General features: G+C 58.1%; 17 protein-coding genes and 3 tRNA genes. 10 read left to right on the top strand and 10 right to left on the bottom strand.

Going from position 1 to position 15,045, the window contains the following annotated elements:
• The first annotated feature begins 78 nt into the window (after positions 1-78).
• Both KI235_RS15230 and KI235_RS15225 read left to right on the top strand, forming a co-directional pair.
• Positions 79-1,542, top strand: coding sequence for an MFS transporter (locus tag KI235_RS15230; protein WP_114731179.1), 1,464 nt, complete (start codon positions 79-81; stop codon positions 1,540-1,542).
• Between the two features lie 193 nt (positions 1,543-1,735).
• The gene (locus KI235_RS15225; protein ID WP_003201764.1) at positions 1,736-2,014 is read left to right on the top strand and encodes a DUF1652 domain-containing protein; all 279 of its coding nucleotides are present in this window, start codon (positions 1,736-1,738) and stop codon (positions 2,012-2,014) included.
• A 1,005-nt stretch (positions 2,015-3,019) separates the two neighbouring features.
• Here KI235_RS15225 and KI235_RS15220 read toward each other — a convergent pair.
• Entirely contained in the window at positions 3,020-3,691 is a 672-nt protein-coding gene (locus tag KI235_RS15220) for a Bax inhibitor-1/YccA family protein (protein ID WP_003201763.1), read from the bottom strand.
• A gap of 124 nt (positions 3,692-3,815) precedes the next feature.
• Here KI235_RS15220 and KI235_RS15215 point away from each other — a divergent pair.
• The 3 genes from KI235_RS15215 to KI235_RS15205 all read left to right on the top strand — a co-directional run bounded on the left by KI235_RS15215 (position 3,816) and on the right by KI235_RS15205 (position 6,931).
• Positions 3,816-3,903: transfer RNA gene (locus KI235_RS15215), tRNA-Ser, on the top strand.
• Positions 3,904-4,027: 124 nt separating this feature from the next.
• A complete protein-coding gene (locus tag KI235_RS15210) occupies positions 4,028-4,882 on the top strand; it encodes a prohibitin family protein (RefSeq protein ID WP_003201760.1) in 855 nt (284 codons plus the stop codon).
• A 252-nt stretch (positions 4,883-5,134) separates the two neighbouring features.
• Positions 5,135-6,931, top strand: coding sequence for a DAHL domain-containing protein (locus KI235_RS15205; protein ID WP_003201758.1), 1,797 nt, complete (start codon positions 5,135-5,137; stop codon positions 6,929-6,931).
• Between the two features lie 148 nt (positions 6,932-7,079).
• Here the strand turns inward: KI235_RS15205 and KI235_RS30460 are convergent, their stop codons facing one another.
• Positions 7,080-7,271 carry a hypothetical protein gene (locus tag KI235_RS30460; protein WP_013693334.1) on the bottom strand — a complete coding sequence of 64 codons (192 nt, stop codon included), beginning with the start codon at positions 7,269-7,271 and terminating at the stop codon, positions 7,080-7,082.
• Between the two features lie 103 nt (positions 7,272-7,374).
• Positions 7,375-8,274 (bottom strand): polysaccharide deacetylase family protein, encoded by a 900-nt coding sequence (locus tag KI235_RS15200; protein WP_038857726.1) that lies wholly within the window; start codon positions 8,272-8,274, stop codon positions 7,375-7,377.
• Between the two features lie 230 nt (positions 8,275-8,504).
• Here KI235_RS15200 and KI235_RS15195 point away from each other — a divergent pair, with 230 nt between their 5' ends.
• From KI235_RS15195 to KI235_RS15185, 3 genes are all read left to right on the top strand, one after another.
• Positions 8,505-8,759: a DUF6555 family protein gene (locus KI235_RS15195; RefSeq protein WP_003201754.1), complete on the top strand. Its 255-nt coding sequence runs from the start codon at positions 8,505-8,507 to the stop codon at positions 8,757-8,759.
• A gap of 153 nt (positions 8,760-8,912) precedes the next feature.
• Positions 8,913-9,143: a hypothetical protein gene (locus tag KI235_RS15190; RefSeq protein ID WP_003201752.1), complete on the top strand. Its 231-nt coding sequence runs from the start codon at positions 8,913-8,915 to the stop codon at positions 9,141-9,143.
• A 121-nt stretch (positions 9,144-9,264) separates the two neighbouring features.
• Positions 9,265-9,690, top strand: a complete 426-nt coding sequence (locus tag KI235_RS15185; protein ID WP_003201751.1) for a hypothetical protein — start codon at positions 9,265-9,267, stop codon at positions 9,688-9,690.
• Between the two features lie 25 nt (positions 9,691-9,715).
• Here the strand turns inward: KI235_RS15185 and KI235_RS15180 are convergent, their stop codons facing one another.
• Both KI235_RS15180 and KI235_RS15175 read right to left on the bottom strand, forming a co-directional pair.
• Positions 9,716-9,943, bottom strand: coding sequence for a PLD nuclease N-terminal domain-containing protein (locus tag KI235_RS15180; protein ID WP_003201749.1), 228 nt, complete (start codon positions 9,941-9,943; stop codon positions 9,716-9,718).
• Positions 9,944-10,031: 88 nt separating this feature from the next.
• The gene (locus KI235_RS15175) at positions 10,032-10,217 is read right to left on the bottom strand and encodes a hypothetical protein (RefSeq protein ID WP_003201747.1); all 186 of its coding nucleotides are present in this window, start codon (positions 10,215-10,217) and stop codon (positions 10,032-10,034) included.
• 285 nt (positions 10,218-10,502) lie between these two features.
• Between KI235_RS15175 and KI235_RS15170 the strand changes: the two genes are divergently transcribed.
• Positions 10,503-10,865, top strand: coding sequence for an NUDIX domain-containing protein (locus tag KI235_RS15170; RefSeq protein WP_212795121.1), 363 nt, complete (start codon positions 10,503-10,505; stop codon positions 10,863-10,865).
• 128 nt (positions 10,866-10,993) lie between these two features.
• Here the strand turns inward: KI235_RS15170 and KI235_RS15165 are convergent, their stop codons facing one another.
• The 3 genes from KI235_RS15165 to KI235_RS15155 all read right to left on the bottom strand — a co-directional run bounded on the left by KI235_RS15165 (position 10,994) and on the right by KI235_RS15155 (position 12,045).
• A complete protein-coding gene (locus tag KI235_RS15165) occupies positions 10,994-11,461 on the bottom strand; it encodes a hypothetical protein (protein ID WP_032833317.1) in 468 nt (155 codons plus the stop codon).
• Positions 11,462-11,691: 230 nt separating this feature from the next.
• Positions 11,692-11,778 (bottom strand) — tRNA-Leu (locus tag KI235_RS15160).
• A 193-nt stretch (positions 11,779-11,971) separates the two neighbouring features.
• Positions 11,972-12,045 (bottom strand) — tRNA-Cys (locus KI235_RS15155).
• A gap of 397 nt (positions 12,046-12,442) precedes the next feature.
• Here KI235_RS15155 and KI235_RS15150 point away from each other — a divergent pair.
• On the top strand, positions 12,443-13,222 hold the full coding sequence (locus KI235_RS15150; RefSeq protein WP_013693331.1) for a TSUP family transporter: 780 nt from the start codon (positions 12,443-12,445) through the stop codon (positions 13,220-13,222).
• On the opposite strand, the gene nudC is transcribed toward KI235_RS15150, so the two are convergent.
• Positions 13,190-14,020: an NAD(+) diphosphatase gene (gene nudC, locus KI235_RS15145; protein ID WP_013693330.1), complete on the bottom strand. Its 831-nt coding sequence runs from the start codon at positions 14,018-14,020 to the stop codon at positions 13,190-13,192. The two genes, KI235_RS15150 and nudC, sit on opposite strands and share 33 nt — an antisense overlap.
• A 6-nt stretch (positions 14,021-14,026) precedes the next feature.
• Positions 14,027-14,839, bottom strand: a complete 813-nt coding sequence (locus tag KI235_RS15140) for a crotonase/enoyl-CoA hydratase family protein (protein ID WP_003201737.1) — start codon at positions 14,837-14,839, stop codon at positions 14,027-14,029.
• Between the last annotated feature and the right edge of the window lie 206 nt (positions 14,840-15,045).

Below are 15,045 nucleotides of genomic sequence, written 5' to 3'. Positions count from 1 at the left end.
GCTGCGTCTTCCGCCATGTTATGCCCAGGCGTAACGTTCTGACAGCTCCGTTTCGAGCGCCACGATACAGGTGACACGATGAAACCCGTCAACACACAACAGAACCGGCCGGCAACCGCGCCCACGCTCAAGCCCTTTTCACCTCGCCGGGCCCTGGCCAGCCTTGCGCTCTCGACACTGCTGGCCTCCCTTGGCGCCAGTGTGGCTTCGGTGGCACTGCCGACGCTGGCCGAGGCGCTCGGTGCCTCTTTCCAGCAGGTCCAATGGGTGGTGCTGGCCTATCTGCTGGCAATCACCACGCTGATTGTCAGTGTCGGCCGCTTGGGAGACCTGATGGGCCGGCGCAAGCTGCTATTGGTCGGTATCGCCCTGTTCACCTTGGCATCGGCGGTATGCGGCCTGGCGCCCTCGCTCTGGCTGCTGGTCGCAGGTCGGGCGCTGCAAGGCCTGGGGGCCGCCATCATGATGGCGCTGACCCTGGCGCTGGTTGGCGAAACGGTCGATCAGGAAAAAACCGGCAGCGCCATGGGCCTGCTGGCAACGCTGTCGGCAGTGGGCACAGCCCTTGGACCGTCCTTTGGCGGTATGTTGATCAGCGGGTTCGGTTGGCCGGCCTTGTTCCTGGTCAACATTCCCCTCGGCCTGCTGACGCTAGGGCTGGCGTGGTATTCGCTACCGGTGCGTGAAGTGCCGCTGAAGCCCGAAGGAGTCCGCCTCGATGTGACCGGTACATTGCTGTTGGCAATGACACTCGCCGCCTATGCCTTGGCCATGACCTCCGAACACGGAAACTTTGGCGGATTGAATCTTGCGCTGCTGCTGATCGCGCTCGTGGGCGGCGGACTGTTCATTCGGGCCCAGTCCCGGGCCGTATCGCCGTTGATTCCCTTGGCAGTCTTTCGCGACAAGCAATTGGTATCAGGCCTGGCAACGAGCGCCCTGGTCGCGACGGTCTTGATGGCGACGCTTCTGGTCGGGCCTTTTTACTTGTCCATCACCCTCGGATTGCCGGCGGCCTTCGTGGGGCTGGCGCTGGCCGCGGGGCCGTCCGTCGCGGCGCTGGCCGGAGTGCCTGCCGGACGCCTGGCGGATCGCTTCGGCGTGCAGCCCATGCGGCTCGCCGGCCTGGCAACCATGGTCCTCGGCTGCCTGATGCTGTCACTGGTTTCCCCTGCGCTTGGCATCGTCGGCTACCTCACGGCTATCGTGGTGACGACCCTCGGCTACGCATTCTTCCAGACGGCCAACAACACAGCAGTCATGGCCGATGTCGCTGCCCAGCGGCGAGGCGTCATCGCCGGGCTGCTCAACCTGTCGCGCAACCTGGGTTTCTTCACCGGAGCCTCCGTGCTCGGCGCGGTGTTTGCGGCAGCGGCAGCGACGAATGACATCACCCACGCCAGCCCTGCGACCGTGACGAACGGTCTGCACATGACCTTCGCCGTCGCCCTGGCGATGATGACCCTGGCCCTGCTCATCGCCTGGAAAAGCCGCGTGCCAGAGCCATTGCCCAAGCCTCGGGACAACCCCAGCCAAGCGTGATGGCATTCTGGACATTGCCGCTTAAGTCGTGATCCAGATCAAAAAAAGTGAACCAATCGCAAAACGGACTGAAAAAATCCACATGAGCTTCATTTTCAGGTGCTATTTTTAGTTCTCACTGGTAGAGCCATGATGGCTCTTCCTTCCTGACATGAGCAAAAGGAAGCGCTCGATTGAAGAAGGCGGGCAACACATGAATAAAGGATCTTTCAGCAAGGTTACGTTCCCCAACGCTTGCCAGTTGATGCGCTGGCACTTCCATCCCATGGGATTCGAAGCGAGCATGGATGCGCCTGGCAGCATGGTTGCCCGGCTGTTTGACCGTGCCAGCGGCGAAACCATGATCGCCATTGCGGGTATCCCCTGCGCAACTGTGATGAATGCCCCGGATGTTGAACGAATAATCGAGGCGGTGGAGGCCGAGCTGGAAGCCTTTGTGCCACCGGTGGGGTTGCGGCGGTTTGCCTCTTAAGTCCACTTCATGTGGCGATACCGTTCACCTAGGTTCCAAAAGCGGCACCTCTCTTTTTCCAAGGGGATGTGCCGTTTTTTTTTGAGGGGGCTCGGGATTTACTTGCTTTGGTGTGTATATCCGTTTTTGCGGTAACGGCTGCTGGCGGTTCCGCTCTTACAGCGGGTCACTTTTGGAAGAGCCGGGAGCCGGACCAGCCAAAAGTAACCAAAAACGCTTTGCCCCACCACTTGGTGCCTCGCCTAGGCTCGGCATGCCTGAACGAAGGCATTGCTCCGTGGGCCGCCGCGAAGGGCCATCCATGGCCCAGCGCGGCTATCCCGGCATCCATGCCGGGATGCCCACTCCACAATACCTGCGTTCGGCCATCGTGGTTAACGGGGCGCCGAAATCAACGTCCACGCCGAGGCGGCCTAACAGCCGACCTGGTTCTTGGTGATCGCGTTTCTCCTGTGGGAGCGAGCTTGCTCGCGAAGGCGGTGGGTCAGTTACAGGGATGTTGGGCTGCGGGCCTCATCGCGAGCAAGCTCGCTCCCACAAAGGAGCTCCGGGAGCACACGAATATTGTGTCTACCGAAGATCCAATGTGGGAGCGAGCCTGCTCGCGATAGCGGTGACTCAGCCACATGGATGCCGGACATGCCCCATGTCCCGCTCTTGCTTTGCATTGGATCTTGATCTGAGAGCCCCGTTAAACCACGCTGGCCGAACGCAGGCATTGCGCAGTGGGCACCTCGACATGGATGCCGAGCCTAGGCGAGACATCGAGTGGTGGGGCAAAAGCGTTTTGCTTACTTTTGACTGGGCCGGCTCCCGGGCTTTTCAAAAGTGAGCCGCCGTCAGGGCGGAACCCTAAGCAGCCGTTACCGCAGAAACGGATATGCCCTCCAAAAAAATGCACCTAAAAACGAAAAAAAACGGCGCCTTTCATTTCTGAAAAAACGCCGTTGTTTGTATGTGAACAGCATCACGCCGAAGCGGGCTTCTCACCCATCACGAATGCAATCAGTCGTCGCGACCCATCAGGCCGAACAGCTGCAGCAGGCTGACGAACAGGTTGTAGATCGATACATACAGGCTGATGGTGGCCATGATGTAGTTACGCTCGCCGCCGTGAATGATGGCGCTGGTCTGGTACAGGATGCAGACCGACGAGAACAGCACGAAGCCGGCGCTGATCGCCAGTTGCAGGCCGCTGATCTGGAAGAAGAAGCTGGCCAGCGTCGCCCCCAGCAACACGAAGAAACCTGCGGTGATAAAACCACCCAGGAAGCTCATGTCCTTGCGGGAAATCAGCACGTAGGCCGACAGGCCACCAAATACCAGTGCGGTCATTGCGAAGGCCGAGCTGACCACTTCGGCGCCGCCCTGCATTTGCAGGTAGCGATTGAGGATCGGGCCGAGCAAAAAGCCCATGAAGCCGGTCAGGGCGAAAGCCGACACCAGGCCCCAGGCCGAATCACGGAGTTTGTTGGTGAGGAAGAAAAGGCCGTAGAAACCGATCAGCACGACGAAGATGTTCGGGTAACCCACCCGCATCTGTTGCGCGACGTAGGCCATCACACCGCTGAAAGCGAGTGTGAGGGCCAGCAAGCCATAAGTGTTGCGCAGGACGCGGCTAACCTCTAGCTGCTCAGCCTGCACGCTGTTGTTCACTGCGTAATCCTGTTCGCGCATGGCGACACTCCTCCGGTTTTGAAACATTCAGTGGCAAGGATCATAACAGACGCTCTGTAACAAGCTACGTAGAGAGTTTGACAGTGTGTTTCATTCGGGTATTATGGCGCCCGCAACGCAATACGGAGGTGTGGCCGAGTGGTTTAAGGCAACGGTCTTGAAAACCGTCGACTGTAACAGGTCCATGAGTTCGAATCCCATCGCCTCCGCCATCTTCTAACGTTAAAGCCCTGATTATTCAGGGCTTTTTCGTGTCTGGCATTCAGAATGCCGATTGCAGCTTCAACATTGGACACAGCTATGGCAAACCCTCCCCAGCCAATCAAGGAAAGAAAAGTGACCAGTAAAACCATCGGTTCCATCGTTGCTGCAATCGCGGGCATCGTCCTGTTGTGCGTGTTCTTTGGCAGTTGGTACACGATCGACGAAACCGAGCGTGGCGTGCTGCTGCGCAACGGGGCGCTGGTCGGCGTCATTGAACCGGGACTGTCCTTCAAGACACCATTTATCGAGTCGGTACGCCTGATCAGCGTCCAGAGCCAAGTGACGGCTTATGAAGACCTCCAGGCCTACAGCAAGGACCAACAGTCCGCCCAGCTCAAGGTGTCCGTATCCTGGCACATCGCGCCTTCGGATGTTGCGAAGGTCTACACCCAGTTCAAGGACCTGGAAGGTATCCGCGACCGGATGATCAGCCGCCAGGTGCCAACCCAGGTGGAAAACGTATTCGGCAAGTTCAACGCCGTGGCTGCCGTGCAGAACCGCGTCCAACTGGTCAACGATATTTCCACCGCCATCAAGGCCACCATTACCGGCCCCGTGATCATCGACAGCGTCCAGGTCGAGAACATTGACTTCAGTGATGCCTACGAAAAAGCCATCGAAGCGCGCATGGCTGCGGAAGTCCAAGTCAAGACCCGCGAGCAACAGCTCGCCACCGAGCAAGTGCAAGCACAGATTCGCGTGACTCAGGCCCAGGCCGAAGCCGATTCGCAAGTGGCGCAGGCCAAGGCAGACGCACTGGCGACCGAGTTGCGCGGCAAAGCCGAAGCCGAAGCCATCAAGGCGCGGGCCCAGGCCCTGGCCAGCAACCAGAACCTGGTGGAACTGACCAAGGCCGAGCGCTGGAATGGCGTCTTGCCGACTACCGTGCTACCAAACGGCGCCCTGCCCTTCATCGACATCAAGTAACGCCAGGGGCGCGGCCTGCCCGGCCGCGCCTTTCGCGCAGCAAGCATCGCCCCTCTCGTTAGCGCTACACTCAACCATGAACCCGACGTTCATCGTTAGCAGGGAGCTCAACGTGTACCCAGGCCACAGCAAACCGGCACACCAACCCGCACGACGTTTACCTTTCCCCCCTTCCGGCTCCTCCCTCGAGCATCTCTCCCCCCTCGGGAATTCACCAACTCCTTCGATAAGCGCCTTGAGCAGGAGAATAGCGTGACCACTATTATCAAAAAATATAAATGGCCCGCCCTATTGGCCGTCGCGCTGATTGTGTTTGCTGCACTGATATTCTTTTTGATCAAGTCATACACGTACGACTCATCGACCTACTTCGAATCCCGCGACTTCATTCGCCAGCTCAAGCAGGCCGACGCTAACTGGAACGTCAAGATCCTCAGGAAAAAGATCGGCGTGAACAATAACCTGTCGCTGGCGCCGCCGCTTGAGGCCAACAGTCGATGGGAGCAGTTGGAGCAGCTCAATAACGCTGGTCCCCTGGCGGCCCTTTGGGCATCCAGACGCAACGGTTATGTGGATGCGGTCAAGAACAAAACAGTACTGGTCGATCAATTCCAGCAACACAACGCCAATCTACGCATCGCCCTGGATGCGTTGCCGATGGTCGAGGACGGTATTCAAACGTTGCTAGCAGAGATGAGCACCGAAAGCTCTACGGGACGCCTGGCAACAGCCTCCAATGTTCGTGAGCTGACACTGACAACGCTGGAGTACGCACTTTATGTCACCTCAGACAAAGCCGAGGAAGTGCAGCGCCAATTGAGTGATCTGGAAAAATATGTCGACCAACTGCCCGCGACCAACCAGCCCCTCTTCATTGCCCTGACCCAGCACGTCAAATCCATTATCCAGGAGCAACCAATCGTCAATGATCTGCTGGACCGCATCAGCGTGATTCCGGTGGCCCAGGAATTGGACAGCATCAACGAGCTATTGAACGAGACACAGCGCAGGACAGCCGCTGCGGACCGTCAATACCATATCTACCTGGGCGCGTGTGCCAGCCTCATGGCGCTATTGATGATCTACCTGGCGGTACGCCTGGTTCGCAGTTACGCCGTTATCAACCAGATCAACCAGCAACTGCAAACGTCCAATGAACGGCTCGAGGAGCGCGTGCAGGAGCGCACTCGCGAGCTGATGGAGGCCGAACGCGAACTGGTGGATGCAGCCCGGATGGCGGGCATGGCCGAAATAGCCACGAATGTATTGCACAACGTCGGGAATGTGCTCAACAGCGTGAACATTTCGGCCGAGCTCGTGACCCGCAAGTTGAGGAACAGCAAGACGCTCGGGCTCACCAAGGCGGTCAAAATGATGAATGAACATGCCGAGGATCTTGGCCAGTTCATCACCCATGATGAAAAAGGCCGGTTGCTGCCGCGTTATTTCAACGAACTGGTCGACTCCATCGCCGCGGAACAGGCAGTGCTTATAGATGAGCTGGCGCAGTTGACCAAGAGCATCGATCACATCAAGGAAATCGTCACCACTCAACAAACCTATGCAGGGGCCGCCAGGTTGATCGAACCGCTCAATGTCAGCGATCTGTTCGAAGATGCGCTACGCATGAATTCGGGTGCGCTCAGTCGGCATCACGTCACCGTCATCAAGGAATATCAGGAAGTTCCTGCGATCATGGGGGACAAGCACAGGTTGTTGCTGATCCTGATCAACCTGATCAGCAACGCCAAATTCGCGATGTCGCACATCAGTGAGCACCCACGGGAGATAACCCTGGGGATCCGCATCCTAGACGAAACGACGCTGAGCCTGAGCGTCAAGGACCGAGGCGAAGGCATTTCCCCGGAGAACCTGGCCCGCATCTTCAATCACGGCTTCACGACCCGCAAGGACGGCCATGGGTTTGGCTTGCACAGCTGCGCCCTGGCGGCGGTTGAAATGAATGGCCGCCTCTATGTCCATAGCGACGGACCGGGGCAAGGCGCTCTGTTTACCCTGGAAGTCCCGCTGGAATTGGCCCGTGCCTGATCACCGTGACGGGCGCACGCTGACCCGCCGCCATCGCGAGCAAGCTCCCACAGGGGATTATTGGTGAATACCCGGAAAAACTGTGGGAGCGAGCTTGCTCGCGATAGCGGTCTACCTGTCACCGAGAGGTTGGCTGTACCGGCCCCACCTATTTCGTGTTTACAGGCCGGCCGCTACGGGCTCTTCGGGTCGGCAACGCGGCGGCATAGGCCAGCGCTTCCTCGCGGGAAGCAAAGGAACCCAACCGGTCAGCCTGGGTACAGACCCTCCACGGGCCGCTGTTTACGCTAAGCACGTCATAACCGTTGATGTGCATTTTCGTCAGCATCGCAGTGCTCATTGGTCACCTCCGACTTCAACCAAGGGTGCACGGCCTACCATACACGCTGATTGCGCCGGGCGGCCAACCGAACGTCGCGACACCCGCCGCATTCGTGGCGCCCTCAGTGGGAATCCGAATCCCACAACCAGTCCCACAACCCCGGTAAATGCACGGGTTCAGTGCTGTGATCGACCGTCCGAGCCAAGGCCGCTCGCTCCAGCGCCTGGTGGTCATCATAGAACGGCTTGGCGTCGGTCCTCACCCCGGTAGCCTTGGCACTGTCGAGCAGGATTTGCAGGTATTCACGAGCATGCCGGGCGGTATAACGATTGATGTCGTGAAACGTCACCACCACCGGAATAACTCCGTCCACCGCTGGCAGTTGCCCGGCGGCGATGCGCTCGCGCACTTCGGAAAGTTGTCGGATCAGGTTGATCCGCCGCCGCGGGCTCATCGTGATGCCCCAGACTTTGCCGTCATTTGCGCTCAGATCGGTCAACAAAATGTGCAGGCCATGCTGTCGGTAGGCGGCCGCAGTGCGCTTGTCGAAGCTCCAGAATGGCGGCCTCACCAAGATCGGCGCCGCGCCGCTAATGGCGGCGATATCGCGCCCACCATTGCTGAGCGATTGCTCCAGCTCATCAGGGCTCAGCGACCGGTGATTGGTGTGCCAGTGGGTCGCCGTATGAAAGGCCAGCACATGGCCTTCCTGCTGTTCACGGCGCATTACCGAGCGGCCAATATCACTGCCACCGGCACGTGGTGAGCGGGTCTGCAGGAAAAACACCGCCTTGATGCCGGGCTGTAGCGGATTGTCTGCGAGTGCGTCGAGCACCTCCAGGCTAGGGTTCCAGATAGACGAGGCGCTGGGCCCATCATCGAATGTCAGCAGGAAACGGATCGGGGGTTGTTCGCGCAAGCGTTGCTCGGTTTGCGGCGTCAGTTCGATGGGGGCGCCAATGCAGCCCGACAAACCGATGGCGAGGGCTGCGATGAACAGCACCCTGGCGATGTTTTTCATGTTTTGCCTTTTGTTGATGCCGCACTGCGTCGCCTTTGATCCCTGGCCTATGGTGTTGAAGCTCACCTTGGAGAAGGGTAACCGGGTTTGGTTCCTTGCCGTGAGTTCCGGCTGTTTTGCCGCTGCTCGGTGCACGAGCCTGAGCGGTATTAATTTGACCGTCTGGAAATTCGATGGAATTTTCCGAATGCCTTTGTATCCATCCGTATAGGACTAATTAGGGAGGATTTATGGGCGGGCCATCGCTTTACATCATTGACTACATACTCCATGGCGAACCCAAGTCATTCATTATTCGCGCGGAAGTGATGAATAACTCCGAGGCTTGGCATTGGGCCAGTTGCGACGCGGGGGTCGGGCGCATACCGAAATTCGGGAGAGAAAAGGTCAAGCGGGTCTCCAAGCCCCTTGCTGAAAAATACGGTATTACCGACGTACGCTGGCGGGCAAGCGTCACGCCGTCCTGGGTCAAGGAGTCCAGCTGACACTACTCGCATTGTTTCCGGCGCACCGGCTGTCTAGCCGGACGCCGGATTCTTCGACAGACCTGAAATAACTCAACTACGCTTAAACCACGGCGCAGCCCGCCCCCTGGCGGGTTTTGTGCTGCCTCATCAACCCCTGAATGGAGGTGTGACATGTCCGAAAAAGAGTCCATCACCACCCTGCTCACCTTGCTCGAATCGCGTCAAGCCAGGCTCACGGCAGCCTGCAAGGAAATCGCCGACTGGGTCGACCACCAAGGCGGGCACCCCACCGCAGTGCGCATCCGGGACCGGCTCAACGACATCGACAAAGACGCTCCGTCGATCCAAAGCGCGCTAACGTCGCTCAAGCCTGCTGAACCCCCTCTACCCAAGTTCCGCTGACGCGCTGCGCCAGCCCCGTTTCTCCCTGAGTTCTACCGGTTGGAAAACTGATGGAACGTGGGCTTTTTTTGCACCTCGAAATTGATAGGCACCGGTGCAGAAACCGCAAAGGGAGAAACTCATGAATGCCAGAATCCTGCTATTGATCGTTTGTGCAAGCCCCGCCGCCGTCTTGGCCCAAGGCTGCGACGTCATCACACGATCCCAGAGCCAGGCCGTTCCAGTGATCGAAAGCCATAGCTGCTACGAATACAAAGGCATGCCCGCCGAAGCCCTCGATTGGTCTTGCAGCAATGAAAGCAAGGGAACGCTCACGACTCAAAAGCGTAGAGTCGAACGTTGTGCCGAGGGATACGTGGCGACATGCCAGGCGAAGCCGACCCAGGAAGCGTTGGCCAACCCGCACTCAACCAGCAAGGAAAAGCGCGGTGGGTCGGCCACCCTTCCCGATGATGCAAAAGTGACGTGGTACTACTACGGCGTCGAGCAGTTGCAGCAGGCCCGGGAAGACTGCGAAACCACCGGCGGCAATTGGATAAACCAGTGAGGTGGCTGTCACAGCCGCTTCCTGGCTAGCCCTTGCTGTGCTCCGGCGATGACGGACCTTCCTTGACTCCGCGAGGCCCGGCTACGCCCCAGATGACCAGGCCCAGCACCGGCAAAACGATCAGCAGCAGGGCCCAGCCCGCCTTGGTCCCGACCGACTTGTCGCTTCGAAAGACACTGACGATCGCCCACAAATCGACGAGCAGCAAAAGCACCGCAACAGCGATCCAGAAATAACTGGCTAATTCAGACATGACCTAATCCTCTTGTCGGTTCAAGGATTAGGCAGAGCCGTTGAGGCGCCGTTCAAAGAATTTGCACCCTCGGGACGCGCATTGGCAGCTATCCCCGCTCGTTCAGATAAGCGACCCACTGCTCATAAGCTTCATGTTGACGCTGGACTGCCTCATCCCAGGTCGATCCACTCATTTGATGAACACATATGAGCTTCATCATTTCCGACGTTGCCGTATCGAGCTCTACCAGGAGCTCATGGGATTTGATCTTGAAGTCTTCAACGGTGGTCATTTCTCGCTTCCTTCCCCTATCGGGGCCGGCCAATGCACCCAACATGGATTCATTTTTTTGAAGCTGATTCATTTGAGGCGATAACCGGTCGAAAACCTAGTGCTAGCGGTCGCAGAGATGGAGCGAAGCGATGACAGGCACAAATAAGCTCAGTCTTTCCCGCTCCGTCGCGGTCGTAGTGGATAAGACCTTGAAAAACTCGACATTTGAACGAAGCAGCTAATGCCAGGCGCAAATATTGCAGTTATATTTCACTTTAATGACAGTCACAGATCGAGCACGGCCATGAAAATTCGAGCGACCATCATCTGCGAGGAAAATCGCCACATCCTCCTGGTTCGCAAAGCCAATAGCCGCTGGGCGTTGCCGGGCGGTACCGTCGAGCGCGGCGAAACCCATGCCGGCGCAGCCATTCGGGAATTGGCAGAGGAAACCGGCCTGGACGTCGAGAATCTGCTCTACTTGATGCGAATCAGTGACGGGCAGACCGAACATCATGTGTTCGAAGCATCAGTCAGCGACTCGACGGCGGCCAAGCCACAGAATGAAATCAGCGATTGCCTCTGGCATCCGCTGGACGCTATTGCCCAGTTGCAAATGAAAAAGGGGACGCGGGACATTCTCGAGGCGTTTCGGCGACGGTTGTGAGGCACCGGTACTGAAGACCAATACCGGATAGGTTGCATGAGAAATATCATGCAACCTATTGTTTTATAAATACTAGATGATCACAAAATTGCCAGAAATCTGCCATCAAGCCGCTGAGGGCAACGGGCTCACTTTTTCTGCCAGGCGGTACTGATCGGGTTGACCACGGTATTTTCTTCCTGCGTATAGGTCCCGTTCTGCTGGGCTATCGCCTCGCCGGTGTCGACAATTGCGTTCTGGATAAATACGTTTTGTGCATCACCTCGAATAAAGGTGAGCTGGTGATACGCCGTTTTATTGCCCCAGTCAGGGGAAGGCAGGGAGATGAACTTCACAGTGTATGTCTCGTCGGTGTGCTGGCCCTGCAAGACGTAGACACCGTAATGATTTTCTCCCTGAGAGATGATTTTGTACAAACCGTTGCTGTAGTAATAAATTTCCGCGTCGGGAAAGGGCTTCTTATCGTACATTTTCCGATAGTGCAGAACCTGCTTGACGGTCGGCTCGCCAAAGTTCACGGCTAGCGTTTTCCCATCAACGGAGGTTGTCTCCCCAGCGCATACAGCGCTGCTGCTCATCAAGGCCAACAGACTCATCGTTGCGATCGTTTTCACTCGTTACCTCTCCATGGTCAAAGGATTAGCGTACTGGGCAAGGGCTGGAGGACGTAACCACCAGCCACTCACCTTGCTAATCTCAACGCCGAGTGTAGAGGCTTGCGCTTGAAAATACCCGCAGGCTTGGGCTCCGTTTCCGCAGCAGTTTTCAGAAGCGGAAACGAACAAGGGTTTGCATTAGCTTTCGCTCGCAAACCCTTGATTTTAGATGGTGCCCGAAGCCGGAATCGAACCGGCACGCCCTTACGAGCGGGGGATTTTAAGTCCCATGCGTCTACCAGTTTCGCCATTCGGGCGGTAGCGCGGTTAGCCATGGGAACGTCGGCAAAATCCAGTGGCCGATGTTCTGGCTGGTGCAGCAAGAGGGGGAATATATACATCCCTCCCCTGCGAAGCAAGGTAGCTCATGTCCTTTTCAATACAAAAGCTTTCAATGCTTCGAAAATAAAAAAGCTCCGTAAATCATAGATCTACAGAGCTTTTTAAAAGTGGAGGCCGAAGTCGGAATCGAACCGGCGTAGGTGGATTTGCAATCCACTGCATAACCATTTTGCTATTCGGCCTCAGAACGTTTGATGCAATGCTGCCACATCAACCGCGGTACAAACCTGATCAGGATACAGGGCATCTAGGCGCCGCTATCTCCTTGAAAACATTGAGATTTTTTACGTCCCAGTGCGTTCGATGGGCGCAATTATGTACTCATTTGCCCAGGCTGACAACCCCTTGATTTCAAAAAAAAATTGTCCAGCGGTCTCGGTGTGCCAGGCAGATATCAGGAAGCCTTTTGGGACTGCTGCGCAGCCCAGCGAGAGCATGCTCCCACGCCACGGGCGATTTGCGGGGTTGTGGGATCTTACAGTGCAACGCCCCAACCGGCTGTCGCAGCCCTGCACCATTATGGGTAACATACCGGCCCTCCCCGCAGCCCTTCTGCGACCTGCTAAATAAGCCTATTCCATGCCTTTTGAACTCAGCGTTGACCTCACTACCCTCGCTATCCTTGCTGTTGTCGCGTTCATTGCCGGTTTCATCGATGCCATTGCCGGTGGCGGTGGGTTGCTGACCACGCCAGCCCTGCTGACGGCAGGCTTGCCGCCTCATCTGGTCCTGGGGACCAACAAACTCAGCTCGACCTTCGGCTCGGCGACGGCCAGCTTCACCTTCTACAAGCGCAAGCTGTTCCACCCAAGGCAGTGGACTCATGCCCTCGTCGGCACCCTGGTCGGGGCCCTGACCGGCGCCATCGTCGCCCATTACTTGCCCGCCGAGTGGCTGAACAAGATGCTGCCGGTGATCGTCTTCGCCTGTGGCCTGTACCTGTTGTTCGGCGGCACGCCCAAGGCACCGCTGGACAGCAACGCACCGATCAAGAAGACATGGCAGTCGCCCCAAGGCTTCAGCCTGGGCTTCTATGATGGCGTGGCCGGGCCGGGTACGGGGGCGTTCTGGACTGTGAGCAGCCTGCTGCTCTACCCCATCGACCTGGTCAAGGCCAGCGGCGTGGCCCGTAGCATGAACTTCGTCAGCAACATCGCCGCGCTGTCGGTGTTCATCTTTTCCGGGCAAGTGGACTGGGTCATCGGCCTGAGCATGGGCGTGTCGGTGATGATCGGCGCGTTCTTCGGCGCTCGCACCGCCATCAGCGGCGGCGCGAAGTTCATCCGACCGGTGTTCATCACCGTGGTGCTGGGCTTGACCGTGCGCCTAGCCTGGCAGCACTGGTTCAGCGTGGCCTAGGCGCCGCGCCACATACAGGTCGATCAGGTAGCGGGCGATGGAGCGCGAAGCCGGCAACGGTGGCAGGTCATGGACGTTGAACCACTGCGCGTCCTCGATTTCATCTTCCTGGGGCACGATGTCGCCACCGGCATATTCAGCGTGGAAACCGAGCATCATCGAATGGGGGAACGGCCAGCACTGGCTGCCCATGTACTGGATGTTCTTCACCTCGATGCTGACTTCCTCGCGAACCTCGCGCACCAGGCAATCCTCGGCCGACTCGCCAGGCTCGGCAAACCCCGCCAGGGTGCTGTAGACGCCCGGGACGAAACGCGGCGAACGGGCCAGCAGGACTTCATCGCCGCGAGTGATCAACACGATCATGCTCGGAGAAATCCGCGGATAGTGCCGCAGCTCACAGGCATCGCAATACATGGCCCGTTCCAACGGAATCTGGCCCATGCGCTTGCCGCAACTGCCACAGAAACGATGCTCGCGGGCCCAGGTGCCGATCTGCGCGGCATAGCCCAACACTTTGTACAGCGTGTGGTCATCCTCGAGCATGAACGCCCGCAGGCCTTTCCAGTTGCAGCCAGGGATGTCCAGCAGGCTGTGCAATTCCAGCAGGTAGACGGGCTCGCCATCCAGGTGACCGATGCCATGCTCGGCGAGGATCGACAGGTCTTGGCGCTTGAGCCATTCGCGGGGAAACAGCGCGCCGTTGTCATCGAACAGAAAGCCCTCAGGGCTGCGGGCGACGGCCCAGCCGCCAGCAAGAGCGGTATCGAGTACTGCGGTGGTCCAGCGTGAAATCATGGTCAATCAATCCTGAAATTCAGGTTTCTGTTTGCTCATATGGGCGGCCATGGCCACGCGCAGGTCGGTCGATTGCAACATGGCGGCGTTCCAGGTGGCGACGTATTCCAAACCGTCGTCGATGCGGTGGTCGCGCATGTAGCTGATCATTTCCTTGGTGCCGGTCACGGCAATCGGCGACTTGGCGGCGATTTCCCGGGCGATGCCCATCACGCCGTCGAGCAGGCTGGCGGTGTCACTGTAGACACGATTGACCAGGCCGATGCTGCGCGCTTCGTCGGCACCAAAAGTGCGCCCCGTATAAGCGAGTTCACGCAGCATGCCGTCCCCGATGATCCGGGGCAAGCGTTGCAATGTGCCAACATCGGCGGCCATGCCGATATCGATCTCCTTGATGGAGAACTGGGCGTCCTCGGCCGCGTAACGCATGTCGCAGGCGGCAATCAGGTCGATGGCCCCGCCCAGGCAATAGCCCTGGATAGCCGCGAGCACGGGTTTGCGGCAGTTGTCCACGGCGTTGAACGAGGCTTGCAGTTGCAGGATCTTGCGCCGCAGCAGGCGTGCATTGCGCCCTACGTCCTTGCCCAACTCGTTGGCCACGCCCGCCAGCATCATCAGGTCTATCCCCGAGGAGAAATGCTTGCCGGCACCGCTCAGCACCACCACCCGTGCGGCATCGGTGTCGTCGATCCACTGGAAGATCTCGATGATCTCGCTCCAGAACGCAGCGTTCATCGAGTTGATCTTTTCCGGGCGATTGATCTGCACATGGGCAATGTTGTCTGCAAGTTCGACGTTGAACGCTTGGTATTGCGACATGGCAGTGATCCTTTACCGGCTGAAAAGAGGCTTGAACTATAACAAGCCATCGCGACAGGACGTAGACAGTGCATCGGCCAAAAGCGGGACTGACCTCACCGCAAGTCGTTGTGGGAGCGAGCTTGCTCGCGATGGCGGTAGTTCAGTCAACATTTCTGCAAGCCGAAACACCGCTTTCGCGAGCAAGCTCGCTCCCACAGGGACAG

The sequence above is a fragment of the Pseudomonas sp. St386 genome (assembly GCF_018325865.1).
Lineage (GTDB): Bacteria > Pseudomonadota > Gammaproteobacteria > Pseudomonadales > Pseudomonadaceae > Aquipseudomonas > Aquipseudomonas brassicacearum.
The sequence above is the reverse complement of the archived record's forward strand: the minus strand, read 5'-3'. Positions and strand labels throughout refer to the sequence as shown.